This window comes from Sinorhizobium kostiense, assembly GCF_017874595.1.
In the GTDB taxonomy this organism is placed as follows: domain Bacteria; phylum Pseudomonadota; class Alphaproteobacteria; order Rhizobiales; family Rhizobiaceae; genus Sinorhizobium; species Sinorhizobium kostiense.
This window is the reverse complement of record NZ_JAGILA010000001.1, coordinates 610,315-627,651: the sequence shown is the minus strand read 5'-3', so window position 1 is coordinate 627,651 and position 17,337 is coordinate 610,315. Positions and strand designations below refer to the sequence as shown.

Sequence of the window (17,337 nt, the reverse complement as noted above, 5' to 3'; positions counted from 1 at the left end):
CCTCAATAGGGGTCGATTGCGTCGCGAAGGCCGTCGCCCAGCGCATTGAAGGCAAAAACGGTGACGAGCACGAAGGCGACGGGCGAAAGGATCCAGGGATAGGAGCCGATCGCCGAATAGTTCGCGGTATCCTGCAACATCAGTCCCCAGGAGATGAGCGGCGGCTTGACCGCGAAACCGAGGAAGCCGAGGAAGGATTCGAGCAGAACCACCTGCGGGATCGACAGGGTGACCGCGACGATCACGTGGCTCATCACATTCGGGAAGATGTGCTGGAAAATGATGCGCCGGTCGGTCGCGCCAATGGCGATCGCCGCGCGCACATAGTCGATGCGGGCGAGAGCCAGCGTCTTGCCGCGGACTTCCCGCGACATCTGCGCCCAGCCGAGCGCCGACATCACGATGATCACGAAGGCGAGGAAGACGTTGGTCGGCGCCGTGACCGGGATCAGCGAGGCGAGCGCCAGGTAGAGCGGCAGCTGCGGGAAGGCGAGCACCAGCTCGACGAAACGCTGCACCCAGGCGTCGAAGCGTCCGCCGAAATACCCCGACACCATGCCGACCGTCGTGCCGACCACGGTGACGATCGAGACCACGACAAGTGCGATCGTCAGCGAGATGCGCGAACCGTAGAGGATGCGCGAGAGCACGTCGCGGCCGAATTTGTCGGTGCCGAGCACATGCACCGGCGTGCCGTCGACGGCGCCGAAGAGATGGCGCTCGGCCGGGATCAGTCCGAAGAGCCTGTAGGGCGCGCCCTTGACGAAGAAGCCGAGGATCTGCGGATTGTCATAGTCGGGGCCGATCAGCGGCTGGAAGGTGATCGGGTCCAGTTCTTCCCCCTCCCGCAGCGGATAGCTCCTCGGCGGGAAGACGAAATTGCCGTCCTTGTCGCTGAAACTGATCGCCTGCGGCGGCGCGAAGGCGACCCCTGTCGCCTTCGGGTCGACGGGTGACAGGAAATCGGCAAAGATCGCCACGAGGATCAGCAGGCTGACGAGGATCAGGCCGAGCAGACCGGTCCAGGAGCGTTTCAGCCGACGCCAGACGAGGGCGGAATAGCTCTCGTGGTGATGCTTTTCTTCCGGCTGCAGCTTCACCGGAACGGTGCTATGGGCTTCGATGGTCATGGTCAGGCCCCTCCTCCCATGCGGACACGCGGATCGAGCGCGGCGAGCAGCATGTCGGCGATGATATTGCCGACGATCAGCGTCGCCGAAAGGACCAGCATGAAGGTCGCGGTGACGTAGACGTCGCCCACCCACATGGAGCCGACGATCGCCGGGCCGACGGTCGGCAGCGCGAAGATGATCGCTGTCTCGATCTCGCCGGTCAGCATGTAGGGAAGCACGACGCCCTGATACATGATCAGCGGGTGCAGCGCGTTGGGCACCGCGTGCCGCATCACGACGGCACCCTCGCTCAAGCCCTTGGCGCGGGCCGTTTCGACATATTGCGCGTTCAGCGTATCAAGAAGATTGCCGCGCATGACGCGCATGTTGTAGGCGAGCCCGCCGAAAGTCGCGATCGCCACCACCGGCCAGACGTGCTTCACCAGGTCGACGAACTTGTCGAAGGACCAGGGTGCGCCGCCATAGCGGGCGGAATGGAAGCTGTTGATCTCGCTCACATTGAAGTGGAAGACGAGGATATAGACGATGATCAGCGCCATCAGGAAGCGCGGCACCGTCATGCCGAGGAAGGAAACGGTCGATAGAAGGCTGTCGATCCAGGAATATTGCCGGGTTGCGGCGATCACGCCGAAGGCGATGCCGATCACGGAAGCGAGGATATGGCAGACGAGCGCCAGCGCCAGCGTGCGCGGCAAGCGTTCGCCGACGACGTCGGCAACAGGCTTGTTGTAGTAAAGGCTGTGGCCGAAATCGCCACGCGTCACGATGCCCGTCACCCAATTGACGTATTGGATCGGCAGCGGCTGATCGAGACCGTGCTCCTTGCGATAGGCCTGAGCCTGCGCATCCGCCTCCTCGAAGGAAGCGCCACCCTGGTTGATAAGCTGCGAGCGGATGTAGTCGCTATAGTCTCCGGGCGGCGCCTGGATGATGGCGAAGGTCACCACGCTGAGGACGAGCAGCACCGGTATGGCAGAGGTGACGCGGACAAGCAGAAACCTGAACATGGCCGTTTCCTTTTGTCGTTTTTCCGAAAGCGACGCCGGAACTTCCGGCATCGCCGCGGAGTGAAATGGCTGTCGCCCCCCGGCTCAGCGGCCTGGGGCCGGGAGGCGCGGTTCAGTTTCAGTTGATCGGGCCGGCCTCGCCGGGCTTGCCGGGAAGCTGTTCGGCATAGAGTTCGTAGTCGCCCTGCTTGTCGGCCGGAACGAAGACCCGTTCGCGGATGATCGTGTCTTCCGCCCAGTTGAACATGAAGATCGGCGCGCCCGGAGGAATGTTCGAGAAGCGCTTGTTGATGATCAGCGCGCCCGGATATTCGGTGAGGCCCACCGTATCGACATTGGTTGTCGAGATCTTCTGGAACTGCTTCATGAGTTCCGCCCGCTCATCATTATCTTGGCTGGCGATGAACTTGTTGACGATGTCGACCAGCTCTTTCTCGTGCGCCAGGAGATCGACCTGGCCACTTTCCGGCGCCCGATGATGCCAGCTCGTACGAGGACCGGTCGGAGCGAGCTGCGTGGTGTTCTGCACCACGGAGGTCAGCTCCTGGTCATTGCGGCGGATGAGCCAGTCGAACTTGCCCGCATATTGCGTCGCGTCGCGCTTGGTGCCGTCGACCGCGTTCAGGACCACCTTGAGGCCGAGCTGTTCCATCTGACCGATCAGGCCTTCCGCGAGGTTGCGGTCGGTGCCGTAATCGGAATTGACGAGCATCACGATCTGCACGTCGCTCCCGCCGGCAGTGCCTTCGGGGAAGTTCACGAAGCCATTGCCGTCCGTGTCCTTCAGTCCGACCTTTTCCAGAAGCGCCTTGGCGCCTTCGAGGTCATAGGGGTAATAGACGGTCGAGTTGCGGTCGTAGAAGCTCGTGCCGGAGGAAAGTCCGCCCGGATAGATCGCCGTGAAGGGCCCCTTCACCAGCGCCTCGCCGAGCTTCTTGCGATCGACCGCCATGGTGACGGCCTTGCGGAAGTCGAGATTGCGGTTGAGCTCCCGGACCGCCTGGCCACGTTCGTCCGGCTCGCCCCAGCCATTGGCCGAGTAGTTCATGCGTAGATTGTAGCCGATGACGCGCGGACCGAAGGCGAGCCGCGCCGGGGCGGATTCATTGGCCGCACGCTTCAGCGATTCGACGAAGTTCTCCGGCTGCTCGAGGTTCGAGAAGTCACCCGAGCCGGCGATCGCCTGCACGTCGCGGTCGGCCCAGGTCGAGAGCTTGTAGTGGACCTCGTTCAGATAGGGCAGCTGGTTGCCGGCTTCGTCCACCTTCCAGTAATAGGGGTTGCGGCGAAGCACGATGATGTCGTCAGGCCGATAGGCGACCGGCACCCAGGCGCCCATCACCGGAAGGTTCATGTATTCCGGCGGGAAGCCGTTCTTGTACTGGTCGTAGGTCGTGCCGGCATATTTCGGGTGCTTGGTCTTCAGGATATGCGATGGGCCTGGGCAGAAGGTGCCATAGGCCATGGCATAGAGATGCTGGCGCGGGAAGGCGTCCTTGAAGGTCCATTCGACCGTGTACTGGTCGATCTTCTTCAGGGTCGTGCCCTCGCCGAAGGTCTCGGGGGTCGCCCCGTTCAGCGGCGAGACATTCGGGTCGACGACGTTGTCGTCCCAATAAAACATCACGTCGTCGGCGTCGAAGGGGTCGCCGTCCGACCATTTCGCGCCTTCGATCAGGTGCATGGTGAGCTTGTGCCCGTCCTCGGACCACTCCCAGCTCTTGGCGAGGTTCGGCAAGGGCTCGACGTCCGACGCCTCCACCTGGTAGAGCGGCGCGGTGCGGGTCAGGCATTCGAACATGCCGATATCGATGCCGCCCCACCCTTGCGTCTGGCCGGCGCTGTAGTTCCAGCCTTCCGGCCGCCCGCCGATGACATGCCGCATGACGTCGCCATAGACGCCGGCGCCGTCCGGCATGTTGCCGGTCTTGAAGACCATCGGCTCCTGGGGCAGGCGCTCGGCGACCGGCGGCAGCTTTCCGGTCTTGACGAATTTCTCAGTGACCCATTCCGGCTCCTTGTATTCCGGAAGTGCCTTGAACTCGAGAATGGAGTCGCGCGGCACATAGGTGATCTTGCCCTGCGCCGGCACCGGCGGCTGCTCGGGCACGACGGTCGGTTCGGATGCGAAGGCCTGCACGGCAAATGCGGAAATGCCGATCAGCAGGCTTGCCGTTGTTTTCAGTCGATGCGTTTTCATTGGCTCAGGTTCTCCCTCCTCAATTCGCCACACCGGGTCGGGTGGCACTCCTCCTTGCGTCACGGGCATCCCCGCGTCTCCTCGCGCAGATGCCGTTGGCGCCGTGATTTCAATGCGCGCACGGGCGGTTCGCCCCCTCTGGCCTGCCGGCCATCTCCCCCACAAGGGGGGAGAAAACAAGCGGCTCGCCCGTCACTCCGACTGACACGCTCCTGCAGGCGCAGCGCAACCTTCCGATGGAGCGCAGCGGGTGCCCGCATCAATTCTCCCCCCTTGTGGGGGAGATGGCCGGCAGGCCAGAGGGGGTATCGCCGCTCTCCGCACGACGACCTACCCGGCGGCACGCAGTTTTGCCGCTTCCTTTTCCGCGCGGATCTCCTCGATCGAGCGCACGTCGCGCCGCGCGGCACCCTTCCACTCGCGGGTCCTGACTGTCGAGTTGCTCAGCCGCTCCTTCGCCGCCTCGACCGCATGCGCATATTGCGGCAGCCATTGTGCTTGCGCGACCACCATCTCGTCGACCATCTGCCAGACCTCCTCGGGCGTGCAGATGGCGCCGACCAGCGGGTCGTGCAGCACGGCGAGCTTCAGGAGATCGATGTCGCCGCTAATCGCCGCATGCACCGACATGCGCTGGACATTGACCGACGAGAGGCAGGTGGCGGCGCAGGCTTCCGGCAGGGTGATGCCGGAGACCATGTTTATGCCGAAGCGGTCGACGAAGCCGGGCGATTCGATGATCGCGTCCGCCGGCAGGTTGGTGATGACGCCGTTGTTCTTCACGTTGAAATGGCCACGATAGACGCGCCCTGTCTCCAGCGCCTCGAGGATGTGACTCGCATGTTCGTTCGAGCGTTTGATCGTGTCGAGCGGCTTGCGGGCCTCCTCCAGGAAGCGCGGATATTCCGTCTCGAACCAGTTTCGAGTCTCGGTCGAATAGCGCAGGTAACCCCCGGTCTCGCCGTGGATCCAGTCCGACATGTCGATCCATCTGGTGATCTCGTCCGGACGCTTGCGGTACCAGGGCAGGTATTCGGAAAGATGACCGTTGCTTTCGGTCGAGTATACGCCGAAGCGCTTCAACACGTCGATCCGGAGCTTCTCCTGCTTCGAAAAAACCGGATGGGCCTCGAAGGCTGCAACGAGCTCGTCCTTGCCAATCTTGCGGCCATTCACGCGCACGTCGATGAACCAGGTCTGGTGGTTGATGCCGGAGCAGACATAGTCGAACTCGCCATCCCTGGCGCCAAGGATCTCGGCGATCTGCGCGGCGCCGTGCTGGACGCCATGGCAGAGACCGATGGTATTGACCTTGCCATATTCGATTGCCGCCCAGGTGTTCATCGCCATGGGGTTGGCATAGTTCAGGAACTTGGCGCCGGGTTCCGCGACCTCGCGGATGTCCTTGCAGAAATCGAGGATCACCGGAATGTTGCGCTGGCCATAAAGAATGCCGCCGGCGCAGATCGTATCGCCGACGCATTGGTCAACGCCGTATTTCAGCGGGATGCGGATGTCGTCCGCATAGGCTTCAAGGCCGCCGACCCGCACGCAGCTGATGATGTAGCGCGCGCCGTCGAGAGCCTTGCGACGGTCGGTGGTCGCCGTCACGCGCGTCGGCAGCCTGTTCGCCTCGACGATCCGGTCGAGGATCGTCTTGATCATGCCGAGATTGTGCTCGCTGATATCCGTCAGAGCGAACTCAACGTCCCGGAGCTCCGGAACGGACAGGATATCGGTGAAAAGCTTCTTGGTGAATCCGACGCTGCCGGCGCCGATGATGGCAATCTTGAAGCTGGCCATTTTTGTTCAATTCCTCCTCGCGAACTGCGATCTTCGCGCAAAAAGGGTAAAATCAGTTCATCTGACTGATCCGACCGCCGACGGCGGACCTCCGCCACCAAAAACCATGCTCCCGACGCCGGTTAGCCGAGTGACTTGCGCGATCTGTGGCCATTATGTGTATAATCCGACCCATCGCTAGAGAGGGATTGTGCTTTCATGGGTAATTCTGTGCTGCAGCAATTGATCGATCGGGGACCGGTGATGCGGACCGTTTCGCTGCCCCGGGGACGGCAGAGCCTGCACACCATGCCGACGAGCACGGGCTACGAGATCAGGACCGATTCAAGTTACGACTGGGACGGGCGAAAGCGCGGCCAGACGCCATTTACCGTGCTGCAACACACGATCGGCGGCGCCGGAAACTTGCGTTACGAAAACCGCAGCTATCGCATTCGGGCGGGCGACACGTTGCTTCTCCTCGTGCCCCACAATCATCGCTATTGGCTCGAGGAAGACGGTCGCTGGGAATTCTTCTGGATCTCGATGAACGGCGAGGAGGCGCTGCGCATTCACCGTGCCATTCTCGCCGTCACCGGTCCAATCCTGAAGCTGCAGCCGGAAACCATCGAGCATCTCGCCGACTGCAGCCTGCGGCTGATCAGCGGCGGCGAGACCCCGGGCCGCGCTTCGGCGATCGCTTACGAGGCGGCGATGGCGCTTTATGACGACGTCTTCGGTTCGCATCCGGTTCTCAGCGAGGAATATCGACGCATGCAGCATGTCATCGACCACATCCTTGCAAATCTGGAAAAACCCTTGCCCGTCGAGGAACTGGCCGGTGTCTCGGGCCTGAGCCGCGCCCATTTCTCCCGCATCTTCGCCGCGAGTGAAGGCATGCCTCCGGCGGAATTTGTGCTGCAGAAGCGGCTGCAACGGGCGGTGAAGCTCCTGACCAAAACCGCGGACCTGCCGGTAAAGGAAGTCGCGATCATGTCGGGATTCGAAGATCCCAACTACTTCGCCAAGGTCTTTCGCCGCGTCTTCGGCGCGAGCCCGACCGAGTTCCGCACGACCGGCATGTATGCAAGCGTCGCCGCAAACGGACACAGGCCGAGTGAATCCGTCACCACCTTGGCGGCGGCCTGTGATTGAAAAAGCTGCAATAAAATTTTACTAAACGAAAAAGACAATGCAGGCGAGCTTGCAGGCGGGAACGCAGGAATGGTGACAATCAAGGAAATCGCAGCGGCAGTCGGCGTCTCGTCGGCGACCGTCTCGCGTGTCCTCAACTATGATCCGACGCTTTCGATCTCGACCAGAAAACGCCAGGCGATCATCGAAACCGCAGAGGCGCTGAATTATGCGACCCCGCGCAACCGCAGCCGTGCCGCGGCTCAAGGCGCAGGCACCGGGCTCAAGGTCGCGCTTGTGCATTTCCTGGAGCCGGCCCAGGAACTCGCCGATCCCTACTATGTCGGCGTCAGGCTTGGCATCGAAAGCCGCTGCCAGGCTTTGAAGAGCGAGGTCGTCAAGGTGTTCCTCACCGGAAGCGCACCGGAAGCGACGATCCTGGAGGGCGCCTCGGGCGTGGTTGCCGTCGGCCATTATTATGGGGACGAGCTTGACTGGCTGCGCCGTCACAGCCGCCACCTGGTCTTTGCCGATTACGCACCGGCCGGAGATGCGGATGACAGCGTGCTGAGCGATGTCGGGCTGGCGATGATCCGCCTCCTGGAGGCCGTGCACGCCATGGGCTACCGCGACATGGGCTTCATCGGCTGGATCGATCCCTTTTACGGACCGGACAATATCCACTCGGAGCGCCGCTGCCGCGCATTCATCGACTGGATGACGAAGGCCGGACTTTACCGTCCGGATCTGTGCATGGTCGAGAGGATGACGCCCGACAGCGGCTACCGGCTTGCCACGGCAATGCTGTCGAAGTCCGATCGACCGAAGGTCCTGATCACCTGCAACGACAACCTGGCGCTCGGCGCCTACCGGGCGATTCACGAGATGGGCCTCAAAGTTCCCGAGGACGTGGCGGTCGCAAGCTTCAACGACATCCCCGTTGCGCAGTTCCTGGCCCCGCCGCTTTCCACCGTGAAAATTCCCGCCGAACTAATCGGCGAGACCGCCGTCGACCTCCTGCTCGAGCGCCTTTCCGGGCGCGAAGTCGTCAAGAAGGTGATCCTCGGAACCGAGATCGTCTGGCGCGGCAGCACGCCTCAGCCAAACGGACAACCGCTTTCAATCGCGGACAAGGAAGTAAAAATTTACTGAAAATATTGCGTCCCCCGAAATTTTGGGAAATACTCCGATCCCGAGACGGCGAGGACCGTCTTGAAGGAACGAGCTTTTGGGAGGAAAGCATGGACAAACTGGTGCGCACCCACCTGCCGCGGATCGCCGGCCTTGCCTTGGCGAGTGCGAGCTTCTTGGCGGTCACCGCCGCGGAAGCCAAGGAAATCACCATCTGGTGCTGGGATCCGAATTTTAACGTCGCCATTATGAAGGAGGCCGGCGCCCGCTATACGAAGGCGCATCCCGATGTCACTTTCAACGTCGTCGATTTCGCCAAGACCGACGTCGAACAGAAGCTGCAGACGGGTCTCGCTTCCGGTACGGCCGACGCGCTCCCGAACATCGTGCTCATCGAGGACTACGGCGCGCAGAAATACCTCCAATCCTTTCCCGGCGCCTTCGCGCCACTTTCCGGCACCGTCGATCATTCCGGCTTCGCTCCCTACAAGGTCGAGTTGATGACCCTCGAGGGTCAGGTCTATGGCATGCCCTTCGATTCCGGCGTCACCGGTCTCTACTACCGCAAGGACTATCTCGAGCAGGCCGGCTTCAAGCCGGACGACATGCAGAACATCACCTGGGACCGCTTCATCGAGATTGGGCAGCAAGTCGAGGCGAAGACCGGCAAGAAGATGATGGGCCTCGACCCGAACGACGCCGGCATCGTCCGCATCATGATGCAGTCGGCCGGCCAATGGTATTTCGACAAGGAGGGCAAGCCCAACATCACCGGCAATCCGGCACTGAAGGCGGCACTCGAAACGGTCGGCAAGATCATGTCCGCCAATATCTACAAGCCGGCGAACGGCTGGTCGGACTGGGTCGGCACCTTCACCTCCGGCGATGTCGCCTCGGTCGTGACCGGTGTCTGGATCACCGGCACCGTCAAGGCGCAGCCCGACCAGGCCGGCAAATGGGGCGTGGCGCCGATCCCGGCGCTTTCCATCGAAGGCGCCACCCATGCCTCCAATCTCGGCGGCTCGAGCTGGTACGTGCTCGAAAGCTCAGAGGAAAAGGCCGAGGCGATCGACTTCCTCAACGAGATCTATGGCAAGGACATCGACTTCTACCAGACGATCCTGCAGGAGCGCGGCGCCGTCGGGTCGCTGCTTGCCGCCCGCGGCGGCGCAGCCTACGAAGCCGCCGACCGGTTCTTCGGCGGCCAGAAGGTCTGGCAGAACTTCTCAGACTGGCTGGCGAAGGTGCCGGCGGTGAATTACGGCATCTTCACCAACGAGGCGGATCTCGCGGTCACGGCCCAGCTGCCGGCGCTCACCCAGGGAACGCCGGTCGATGAGGTGCTGAAAGCGATCGACGCCGAAATCAGCGGTCAGATCCAGTAACGAAAAGCTGTCCATCAAACGTGCCGTGGCGTTTGCCGCCACGGCCATCCGTCCCTGTTGCTTGAGGTTGACGATGGTTCTCGCACGCCGCGGCGGCATCGGCCGATATTATGATGTCAATGGCTGGCTGTTCGTCGCGCCGGCCCTCGGTCTGATCGCACTGTTCATGGTCTATCCGATCCTCTGGTCGCTCTGGATGTCCTTCCAGTCCGGCCGCGGGATGATGATGAAATTCGCCGGCTTCGCCAACATCGTCCGCCTCTGGAACGACCCGGTCTTCATCAAGGCGCTGACCAACACGATGACCTATTTCGTCGTGCAGGTGCCGATCATGATCCTGCTGGCGCTGGTCCTGGCGTCGCTCCTCAACAACCCGCGGCTCGTCGGCCGGGGCCTCTTCCGCACCGCGATCTTCTTGCCCTGCGTCACCTCGCTCGTCGCCTATTCCGTGCTGTTCAAGGGGATGTTCGCGCCCGACGGCATCGTCAATTCGACGCTGCAGGCGATCGGCCTCATTGCCTCGCCCATCCCGTGGCTCACCCACCCCTTCTGGGCGAAGACCCTCGTCATCATCGCGATCACCTGGCGTTGGACCGGCTACAACATGATCTTCTACCTTGCGGCGATGCAGAACATCGACAGGTCGATCTACGAGGTGGCGCGCATCGACGGCGTGCCGGCCTGGGCCCGCTTCACCCACATCACCATTCCGCTTCTGAAGCCGGTCATCCTGTTCACGACGGTGATTTCGACGATCGGCACGCTGCAGCTCTTCGACGAGGTCTATAACCTGACCGAAGGCAAGGGCGGACCTTCCAACGCGACGCTGACGCTTTCGCTCTATATCTACAATCTCACCTTCCGCTTCATGCCGAATTTCGGCTATGCGGCGACGGTCTCCTACGTCATCGTCGTGCTCGTCGCATTGCTTGCCGTCCTGCAGTTCTATCTGGCAAGGGAGCGCGACCGATGAAAAACCCCGCACGCGCCGCATCGGCTGTCCTGACCTATGGCTTCGTCGGGCTGATGGCCTTCCTCTCCGTCTTCCCCTTTATCTGGATGGTGCTCGGCGCGACCAATTCCTCGATCGATATCATCAAGGGCAGGCTCGCGCCCGGCGAGACACTCGCAGTCAACGTCGCCAAGTTCTTCACCCAGGTGAATGTGCCGCTCGTCTTCTGGAATTCGGCGAAGATCGCGATCCTGGCGACCCTGCTTACCCTCGCCGTCTCTTCGCTCGCGGGTTACGGCTTCGAGATGTTCCGCTCGCGCCGGCGCGACGGCCTCTACCGCGCCATGCTCTTGACGCTGATGATCCCGTTTGCGGCGTTGATGATCCCGCTCTTCATCATGATGGGCAAGGCGGGACTCATCAATACGCATATCGCCGTGGTGCTGCCGACGATCGGCTCGGCCTTCATCGTCTTCTACTTCCGCCAGAGCACCAAGGCTTTCCCGTCCGAATTGCGCGACGCGGCGAAGGTCGACGGCCTCAAGGAGTGGCAGATCTTTCTTTATATCTATGTGCCGGTGATGCGCTCGACCTATGCGGCGGCCTTCATCATCGTCTTCATGACCGCCTGGAACAACTATCTCTGGCCGCTGATCGTCCTGCAGTCGAACGAGACCAAGACGATCACGCTGGTCATCTCGTCGCTCGCCTCCGCCTATTACCCCGACTACGGCGTGGTGATGGTCGGCACCATTCTTGCGACGCTCCCGACGCTCGCCGTCTTCTTCTTCATGCAACGCCAGTTCGTCCAGGGCATGCTGGGCTCAGTCAAATAGGAACGATGATGCGCTCTGTTACTTCCTTCAACGATTCATGGGTCTTTTCCGAAGGCTTCGCCGATGCCGCGACGCTCGGGAGCGGACAGCCGGTAAGCCTGCCGCACAACGCCGTCGAGCTGCCCTTCAACTATTTCGACGAGACGTGTTACCAGCGCGCCTTCACCTACCAGAAGGTCATCGCCTGGAGCCCCGAATTTCAGGGCCGCGAGATCTCGCTCGTCTTCGATGCGGCGATGGCCGATGCCGTCGTTTATCTCAACGGCGAGGAGATCGTCGCCCATAGGGATGGCTACACGCCCTTCGAGGCGCGCCTTACCGGCAAGCTTCGCCAGGGCGACAATCTGATCACGGTCAAGATCGACGGCAGCGAAAATCCGGAAATCCCGCCCTTCGGCGGCCGCATCGACTATCTTACCTATGCCGGCATCTATCGCGACGTCTGGCTGAAGATCGCCGACCCAGTGTCGATCGGCAATCTCAAGATCGAAACGCGCGACGTGCTGAGCGACACCAAGGCCGTTTCCGTCCGCTGCGATCTCGCCAATCCGCAGGGCCTTGCCGTTACCGGCACCGTAACGGCGCTCCTCAGAAACGCGGATGGCGAGCTGATCGCCGAGGCAATCGGCGAGACCCGCGGCGAAAGCGTCACCCTCGAGATGACCGGTCTTAAGGGCATCGCGCTCTGGGATATCGACAATCCGGTGCTCTACCAGATGGAAGTCCAGCTCCGGACCGACCGGGGCCGCGACATCTGCAGCTCGCATTTCGGCTTCCGCACCGCGGAATTCACTGAGGAAGGCTTCCGCCTCAATGGCCGCCCGCTCAAGATACGCGGCCTCAACCGGCACCAGGCATTCCCTTATGTCGGCTATGCCATGGGACGCACGGCGCAGGAGCGCGATGCGGAGATCCTGAAGCATACGCTTCACTGCAATCTCGTTCGCACGTCGCATTATCCGCAGTCGAAATGGTTCCTCGACCATTGCGACCGCATCGGCCTGCTCGTCTTCGAGGAAATCCCCGGCTGGCAGCATATCGGCGGAGAGGAATGGAAACAGGAAGCGATCCGGAACGTCCGGCGCATGATCGAGCGCGACTGGAATCACCCCGCGATCGTCATCTGGGGCGTGCGCATCAATGAATCGCAGGACTCGCACGACTTCTACGTCGAGACCAACCGCCTGGCCCGCGAGCTCGACCCGACCCGGCAGACGGGCGGCGTGCGCTACATAACCGAGAGCGAATTCCTTGAAGACGTCTATACAATGAACGACTTCATCCTCGGCAATGAAGAGCTGCCCGGCTCGAACCGTCCACGCACGCCGCTTCGCGCTCAGCAGGAATGCACCGGGCTTTCCCGCAAGGTGCCCTACCTCATCACCGAATTCGGCGGCCACATGTATCCGACGAAGATCTACGACCAGGAGCAGCGGCAAGCCGAGCATGTAAGGCGGCATCTCGAGGTGCTCAACGCCGCCCATGGCGACCCGAGCATTTCCGGCGCGATCGGCTGGTGCATGTTCGACTACAACACCCACAAGGATTTCGGCTCCGGCGACCGGATCTGCTACCACGGCGTGATGGACATGTTCCGTGAACCGAAATTCGCCGCTTACGTCTATGCCAGCCAGTGCGACCCATCGGAAGAAGTGGTGATGAAGCCTGTCACCTTCTGGGCGCGCGGCGAGCGCAACATCGGCGGCGTGCTGCCCTTGATCGTGCTCACCAACTGCGACGAGGTCGAGCTGAAATACGGCTCGCTCACGAAACGCGTCGGCCCGGACCGCGAGAACTTCCCGCACCTGCCGCATCCGCCCATCGTCATCGACCACCGCCACTTCACCAAGGACGAGCTCGGCGTCTGGGGCATGAAGTGGGAGAGTGCGGAATTCACCGGCTTCATCGCCGGCAAGCCGGTTGCCAACCTGCGAATGGTCGCCGATCCCGTGCCGATGACGCTGAAACTCGAGGCCGACAGCGGCTCGATCCGCGCCGAGGGGCGGGACAGCGTGCGCGTTATCGTCCGCGCGCTCGACCAGGTCGGCAATATGCTGCCCTTCCTCAATGAGGCCGTCGATGTCACAGTCCAGGGGCCGGCGCGCCTCATCGGGCCTTCGCGCCTCGTCTTCCAAGGTGGTTCGACAGGCTTCTGGCTGGAATCGACCGGCACTGCCGGTGACATTCTCGTCTCCGTGGCCTCTTCGCGCCTCGGGACGACGAGGCTCAAGCTTTCCGCCGTTTCCGAAGGAGCGGTAACGGCATGAGCGAATTGCAACTCACCGACGTCCGCAAGTCCTATGGCGGCCTGGAAGTTATCAAGGGAGTCGATCTCGACATCAAATCGGGCGAGTTCGTGGTTTTCGTCGGGCCGTCCGGCTGCGGTAAGTCGACCCTGCTCCGGATGATCGCCGGCCTCGAGGAAATCACTTCCGGCGACCTCACGATCGACGATCTCCGGATGAACGATGTCGATCCCTCCAGGCGCGGCATCGCCATGGTCTTCCAATCCTATGCGCTCTATCCGCACATGACGGTGCGGGAGAACATGGGCTTTGCCCTGCGCTTTGCCGGTGTCCCCAAGCCCGAGATCGAGAAGCGGGTGACGGAAGCCGCCAACATCCTCGAACTCGGAGCGCTGCTCGACCGGAAGCCGAAGCAGCTTTCCGGCGGGCAGCGCCAGCGCGTGGCGATCGGCCGCGCGATCGTCCGCCACCCGAAGATCTTCCTCTTCGACGAGCCGCTGTCGAACCTCGATGCGGAACTGCGCGTGCACATGCGCATCGAGATCGCCCGGCTGCATAAGCAGCTTGCCGCCACCATCGTCTACGTGACCCACGACCAGGTCGAGGCGATGACGCTGGCGGACAAGATCGTCGTCTTGCGGGCCGGCGTCGTCGAACAGATCGGCTCGCCGCTCGAGCTCTATGACGATCCGGCCAATCTCTTCGTTGCCGGCTTCATCGGTTCGCCGAAGATGAACTTCCTCAAAGGAGTGATCGAGAACGCCCACGAGCAGCTTCATGTACGGCTGCCGGACTATGGCGAGGCGACCATTCCGGTGAGCCTCGCCGGAGCCGTGCCGGGAACCACGGTGACGATAGGCATCCGTCCCGAGCATTTCAATGAACAGGGGCCGGCCAGCCTCGATCTCACCGTCGACATGCTCGAGCATCTCGGCGGCGAGACCTTCGCCTATGCCCGCCACGGCAATGGCGAAGTCGTCGTGATCGAAACGAAGAATGGACGCGGCCTCAAATCCGGTGACAGCATCGTCGCTCGCTTCGATCCGGCCTGCGCTCTGGTCTTCGACGAGAGTGGCAAGCGCTTACGGTAAGCGGTAGCCGCGATGCAGCGTCCGGTGTTTGCGCGTCATGGAGTAGGGACCAGAAAAAACCCCGGAGCTTGCCCGGAAAGGGACGGACGGGGCGTGGCTCCGGGGTTCGCGCGGACCGGTCAGCGACGGCGATCTCTTGCCCGCGTGCCTCTTTTCGCAAGCTCGCCCGGGCGATTATTGTTGGCAGCTGACAATCGCCGCAGCCGCCTGGTCGCAACCGGGCCGTGCCGGCGCTCTCGAACTTTCATCAGCCTCGCCGGCGGATCGAGAAGGGTTACCGCCATGAAGCAAACGGGCACGAGCACGTAAGCCGGAATGCCTGTCTGCGCACTCGCGAGAAAAGCAATTGCCACCGCAAAGGCAATGTAGACTCCGAACGTGAACGGGCTGGTGAGCAGTCGAAAGGCGAAGTCGGAAACGCGACCTTTTCTTTCAGTGAACGAGAATACCATTGGGGACTCCAGACCTCGGTTCATCCTCGCCGTTGCCCCCTCGGCGCTGACCGGACAATATGCATCCTGGGATCCGTTGGCAACGAGCCTGGGACCTTTGGCTTCGAGTATAAGACTAAGGTCCTACACGTTTTGGTTGCTCAGCGAGCTATTCGTCGGGATTGGCACAGTTAGGCATGTCGGCATCCGACAAAGGCGCAGAATTATACACGCTGTTTTTGATTCAGCGGCTTCGGAGGCGCTGCAGAAAGGATGCTGGAATGACGCACGATCGTTCAGGCGATGCGGCTATTTTCCTAGATCGAGATGAGCGGCGCAAAGCCCTTGAGCTTGCACCGAAACCACGGAACGCTGCAACCGGCGGTCCGAGTGACGCTCTCTTCGCAGATCCCTGCCTTCTGCGAATGAGGTGAAGCGTTGGGAGAAGACGGGCGGCAGGGTTGGCTCGGACAAAAGAAACCCCTGCAGATGAGTGGCTCCGGCGACCTTTGCTGCTTCCAGCTGCGCGTATGTTTCGATGCCCTCGATCACCACGACCGGTGCCGCGCGGGATGCGCGCGCGACGACGGGACCGAGCTTGGCCGCGCCATGTAGTGCCATCGACCCGTCGATCTTAACGATGTCGACGGGCGTGGATAAGAGGGAGCAAGCGGTCGCGTGGCCGGGTCCGAACGCTTCCATGGCAATCCTGTATCCCAGCGCGCGAGCGCCCTTGAGCAGGGCGGCCGAATGCGCATTCGCCGCAAGGCTGCCCGTCACTTCGAGCACCATGCGCCGCGCCACTGCGCTGTGCTTCAACAGCAGGTCGTATAAGGCCGCTGAGGTTCGTTGATCGGCTAGTGTCGCAGCCGAGATCTTGCAGCCCAGCGCATGCGACGGATGACTTGGCAGCCATTCCAGCGCCAGCTCAAAGAGATGCCGGTCCAAATCCGGAGCGATCCCCGAAGCCCCGGGGATGGCCAGGAGCTCTTCGCTGGTTCGGATCGTGCCGTCCGGCTCGATGAGCCTGCCGAGGCACTCCGAATAAAGGACCTCGGCATGATCGTCGACGGCGTTGATCTGCTGCAGGGAAAACCCGATCCGTCCGTGTTTCGCCTGCCGGGCCCCGCGTGCAAGGTCGAGTTTCTCAACGTCTATCAAGTCGCACTCTTTCGTTCAGAACCACCGACGGCTGCCGTGGTTGGCGAATTGTGCTCAGGATCACTCCGACACTTCGAGCTCGGTGTCGGTCGGTTCGGGAAGCGTCTCGCGTATCTGGTCGATCTTGCCTACTGCCGGTCCGACGCCAAGAATGTCCTTGGCTTCGAGAAGTGCCTCGTCGGTCACGGCGCCTCCCTTGGTGAAACTTTCCAGCGCTTCCCGGAGTGCTTCGTCGCTGAGCGCCGGATCGGTCGGTACGGCGTCGGGGCCGAACTCGGCCTCGAACTCGGCATAGGCGATTGCATAGGCCGAGATCGCCGCCATGCGCGGATCGCTGGAGTTGAGGTAAGCGTGATAATTCCTGTTCAGCGAACTCAGCCCGGCGGTGCCGGCATCAGCGCTCTTAGGTTTGACCGCGGCGACACTTCCGGTCTTCGGGGCCTTCGCCGACTTGATCGTCTTTTTGGTGTTGGTGCCGCGGGTGAAAAGGGATTTCAGGAGATCGCCGCCGCCTCGATTGCTCTTGCTGGCCTTATCCTGCTTGCCGCTTTGGGAATGGCCCTTGCCGTGGCCCCCTCCATTGCCGTTTCCGCCGCCGTTGCCATGACCGCCACCGTTACCACCGCCGTTGCCGCCGCCATTGCCCCCCTTGGCAAAAGCAACCTCCGCAGTGCCGAAGGTGACGCTTGCCACGGGAGCAAGCGCAATGGCCAACGCGACGACGCTACGTCCGATCTTCTTGGAAACTGGCATGCAGACCTCCTCTTAGGAATCACGTGCCTCGCCGTGGAGGCACCGGCAAATTTGTTGAGCGCCACGGTAGCTTGCGGAGTTCCAAGGCGCCATGG

General features: G+C 62.0%; 13 protein-coding genes. 7 read left to right on the top strand and 6 right to left on the bottom strand.

The window, feature by feature from the left end:
* Positions 1-2: 2 nt before the first annotated feature.
* The 4 genes from J2Z31_RS02800 to melA form a co-directional block, all read right to left on the bottom strand.
* A complete protein-coding gene (locus J2Z31_RS02800) occupies positions 3-1,130 on the bottom strand; it encodes an ABC transporter permease (protein ID WP_209600356.1) in 1,128 nt (375 codons plus the stop codon).
* A 2-nt stretch (positions 1,131-1,132) separates the two neighbouring features.
* The gene (locus tag J2Z31_RS02795; RefSeq protein WP_209600355.1) at positions 1,133-2,140 is read right to left on the bottom strand and encodes an ABC transporter permease; all 1,008 of its coding nucleotides are present in this window, start codon (positions 2,138-2,140) and stop codon (positions 1,133-1,135) included.
* A 118-nt stretch (positions 2,141-2,258) separates the two neighbouring features.
* Positions 2,259-4,340: an ABC transporter substrate-binding protein gene (locus J2Z31_RS02790; protein ID WP_209600354.1), complete on the bottom strand. Its 2,082-nt coding sequence runs from the start codon at positions 4,338-4,340 to the stop codon at positions 2,259-2,261.
* Between the two features lie 330 nt (positions 4,341-4,670).
* Positions 4,671-6,143, bottom strand: a complete 1,473-nt coding sequence (melA, locus tag J2Z31_RS02785; protein ID WP_209600353.1) for an alpha-glucosidase/alpha-galactosidase — start codon at positions 6,141-6,143, stop codon at positions 4,671-4,673.
* 198 nt (positions 6,144-6,341) lie between these two features.
* Between melA and J2Z31_RS02780 the strand changes: the two genes are divergently transcribed.
* The 7 genes from J2Z31_RS02780 (at position 6,342) to J2Z31_RS02750 (ending at position 14,897) form a co-directional block, all read left to right on the top strand.
* Complete coding sequence (locus J2Z31_RS02780; protein WP_209600352.1) at positions 6,342-7,277, top strand: AraC family transcriptional regulator; 936 nt, start codon at positions 6,342-6,344, stop codon at positions 7,275-7,277.
* Between the two features lie 69 nt (positions 7,278-7,346).
* Positions 7,347-8,408 (top strand): LacI family DNA-binding transcriptional regulator, encoded by a 1,062-nt coding sequence (locus J2Z31_RS02775; RefSeq protein WP_209600351.1) that lies wholly within the window; start codon positions 7,347-7,349, stop codon positions 8,406-8,408.
* Positions 8,409-8,497: 89 nt separating this feature from the next.
* Positions 8,498-9,772 carry an ABC transporter substrate-binding protein gene (locus tag J2Z31_RS02770; RefSeq protein WP_209600350.1) on the top strand — a complete coding sequence of 425 codons (1,275 nt, stop codon included), beginning with the start codon at positions 8,498-8,500 and terminating at the stop codon, positions 9,770-9,772.
* 73 nt (positions 9,773-9,845) lie between these two features.
* On the top strand, positions 9,846-10,745 hold the full coding sequence (locus J2Z31_RS02765) for a carbohydrate ABC transporter permease (RefSeq protein ID WP_209600349.1): 900 nt from the start codon (positions 9,846-9,848) through the stop codon (positions 10,743-10,745).
* On the top strand, positions 10,742-11,560 hold the full coding sequence (locus J2Z31_RS02760) for a carbohydrate ABC transporter permease (protein WP_209600348.1): 819 nt from the start codon (positions 10,742-10,744) through the stop codon (positions 11,558-11,560). The genes J2Z31_RS02765 and J2Z31_RS02760 overlap by 4 nt, the downstream gene beginning before the upstream one ends.
* Before the next feature lie 8 nt (positions 11,561-11,568).
* Positions 11,569-13,827 (top strand): glycoside hydrolase family 2 protein, encoded by a 2,259-nt coding sequence (locus tag J2Z31_RS02755; RefSeq protein WP_209600347.1) that lies wholly within the window; start codon positions 11,569-11,571, stop codon positions 13,825-13,827.
* Entirely contained in the window at positions 13,824-14,897 is a 1,074-nt protein-coding gene (locus J2Z31_RS02750; RefSeq protein ID WP_209600346.1) for an ABC transporter ATP-binding protein, read from the top strand. Before J2Z31_RS02755 ends, J2Z31_RS02750 begins: the two co-directional genes overlap by 4 nt.
* Before the next feature lie 740 nt (positions 14,898-15,637).
* Here J2Z31_RS02750 and J2Z31_RS02745 read toward each other — a convergent pair.
* Positions 15,638-16,489: an EAL domain-containing protein gene (locus J2Z31_RS02745; protein ID WP_209600345.1), complete on the bottom strand. Its 852-nt coding sequence runs from the start codon at positions 16,487-16,489 to the stop codon at positions 15,638-15,640.
* 60 nt (positions 16,490-16,549) lie between these two features.
* Complete coding sequence (locus J2Z31_RS02740) at positions 16,550-17,242, bottom strand: hypothetical protein (protein ID WP_209600344.1); 693 nt, start codon at positions 17,240-17,242, stop codon at positions 16,550-16,552.
* Positions 17,243-17,337 lie beyond the last annotated feature (95 nt).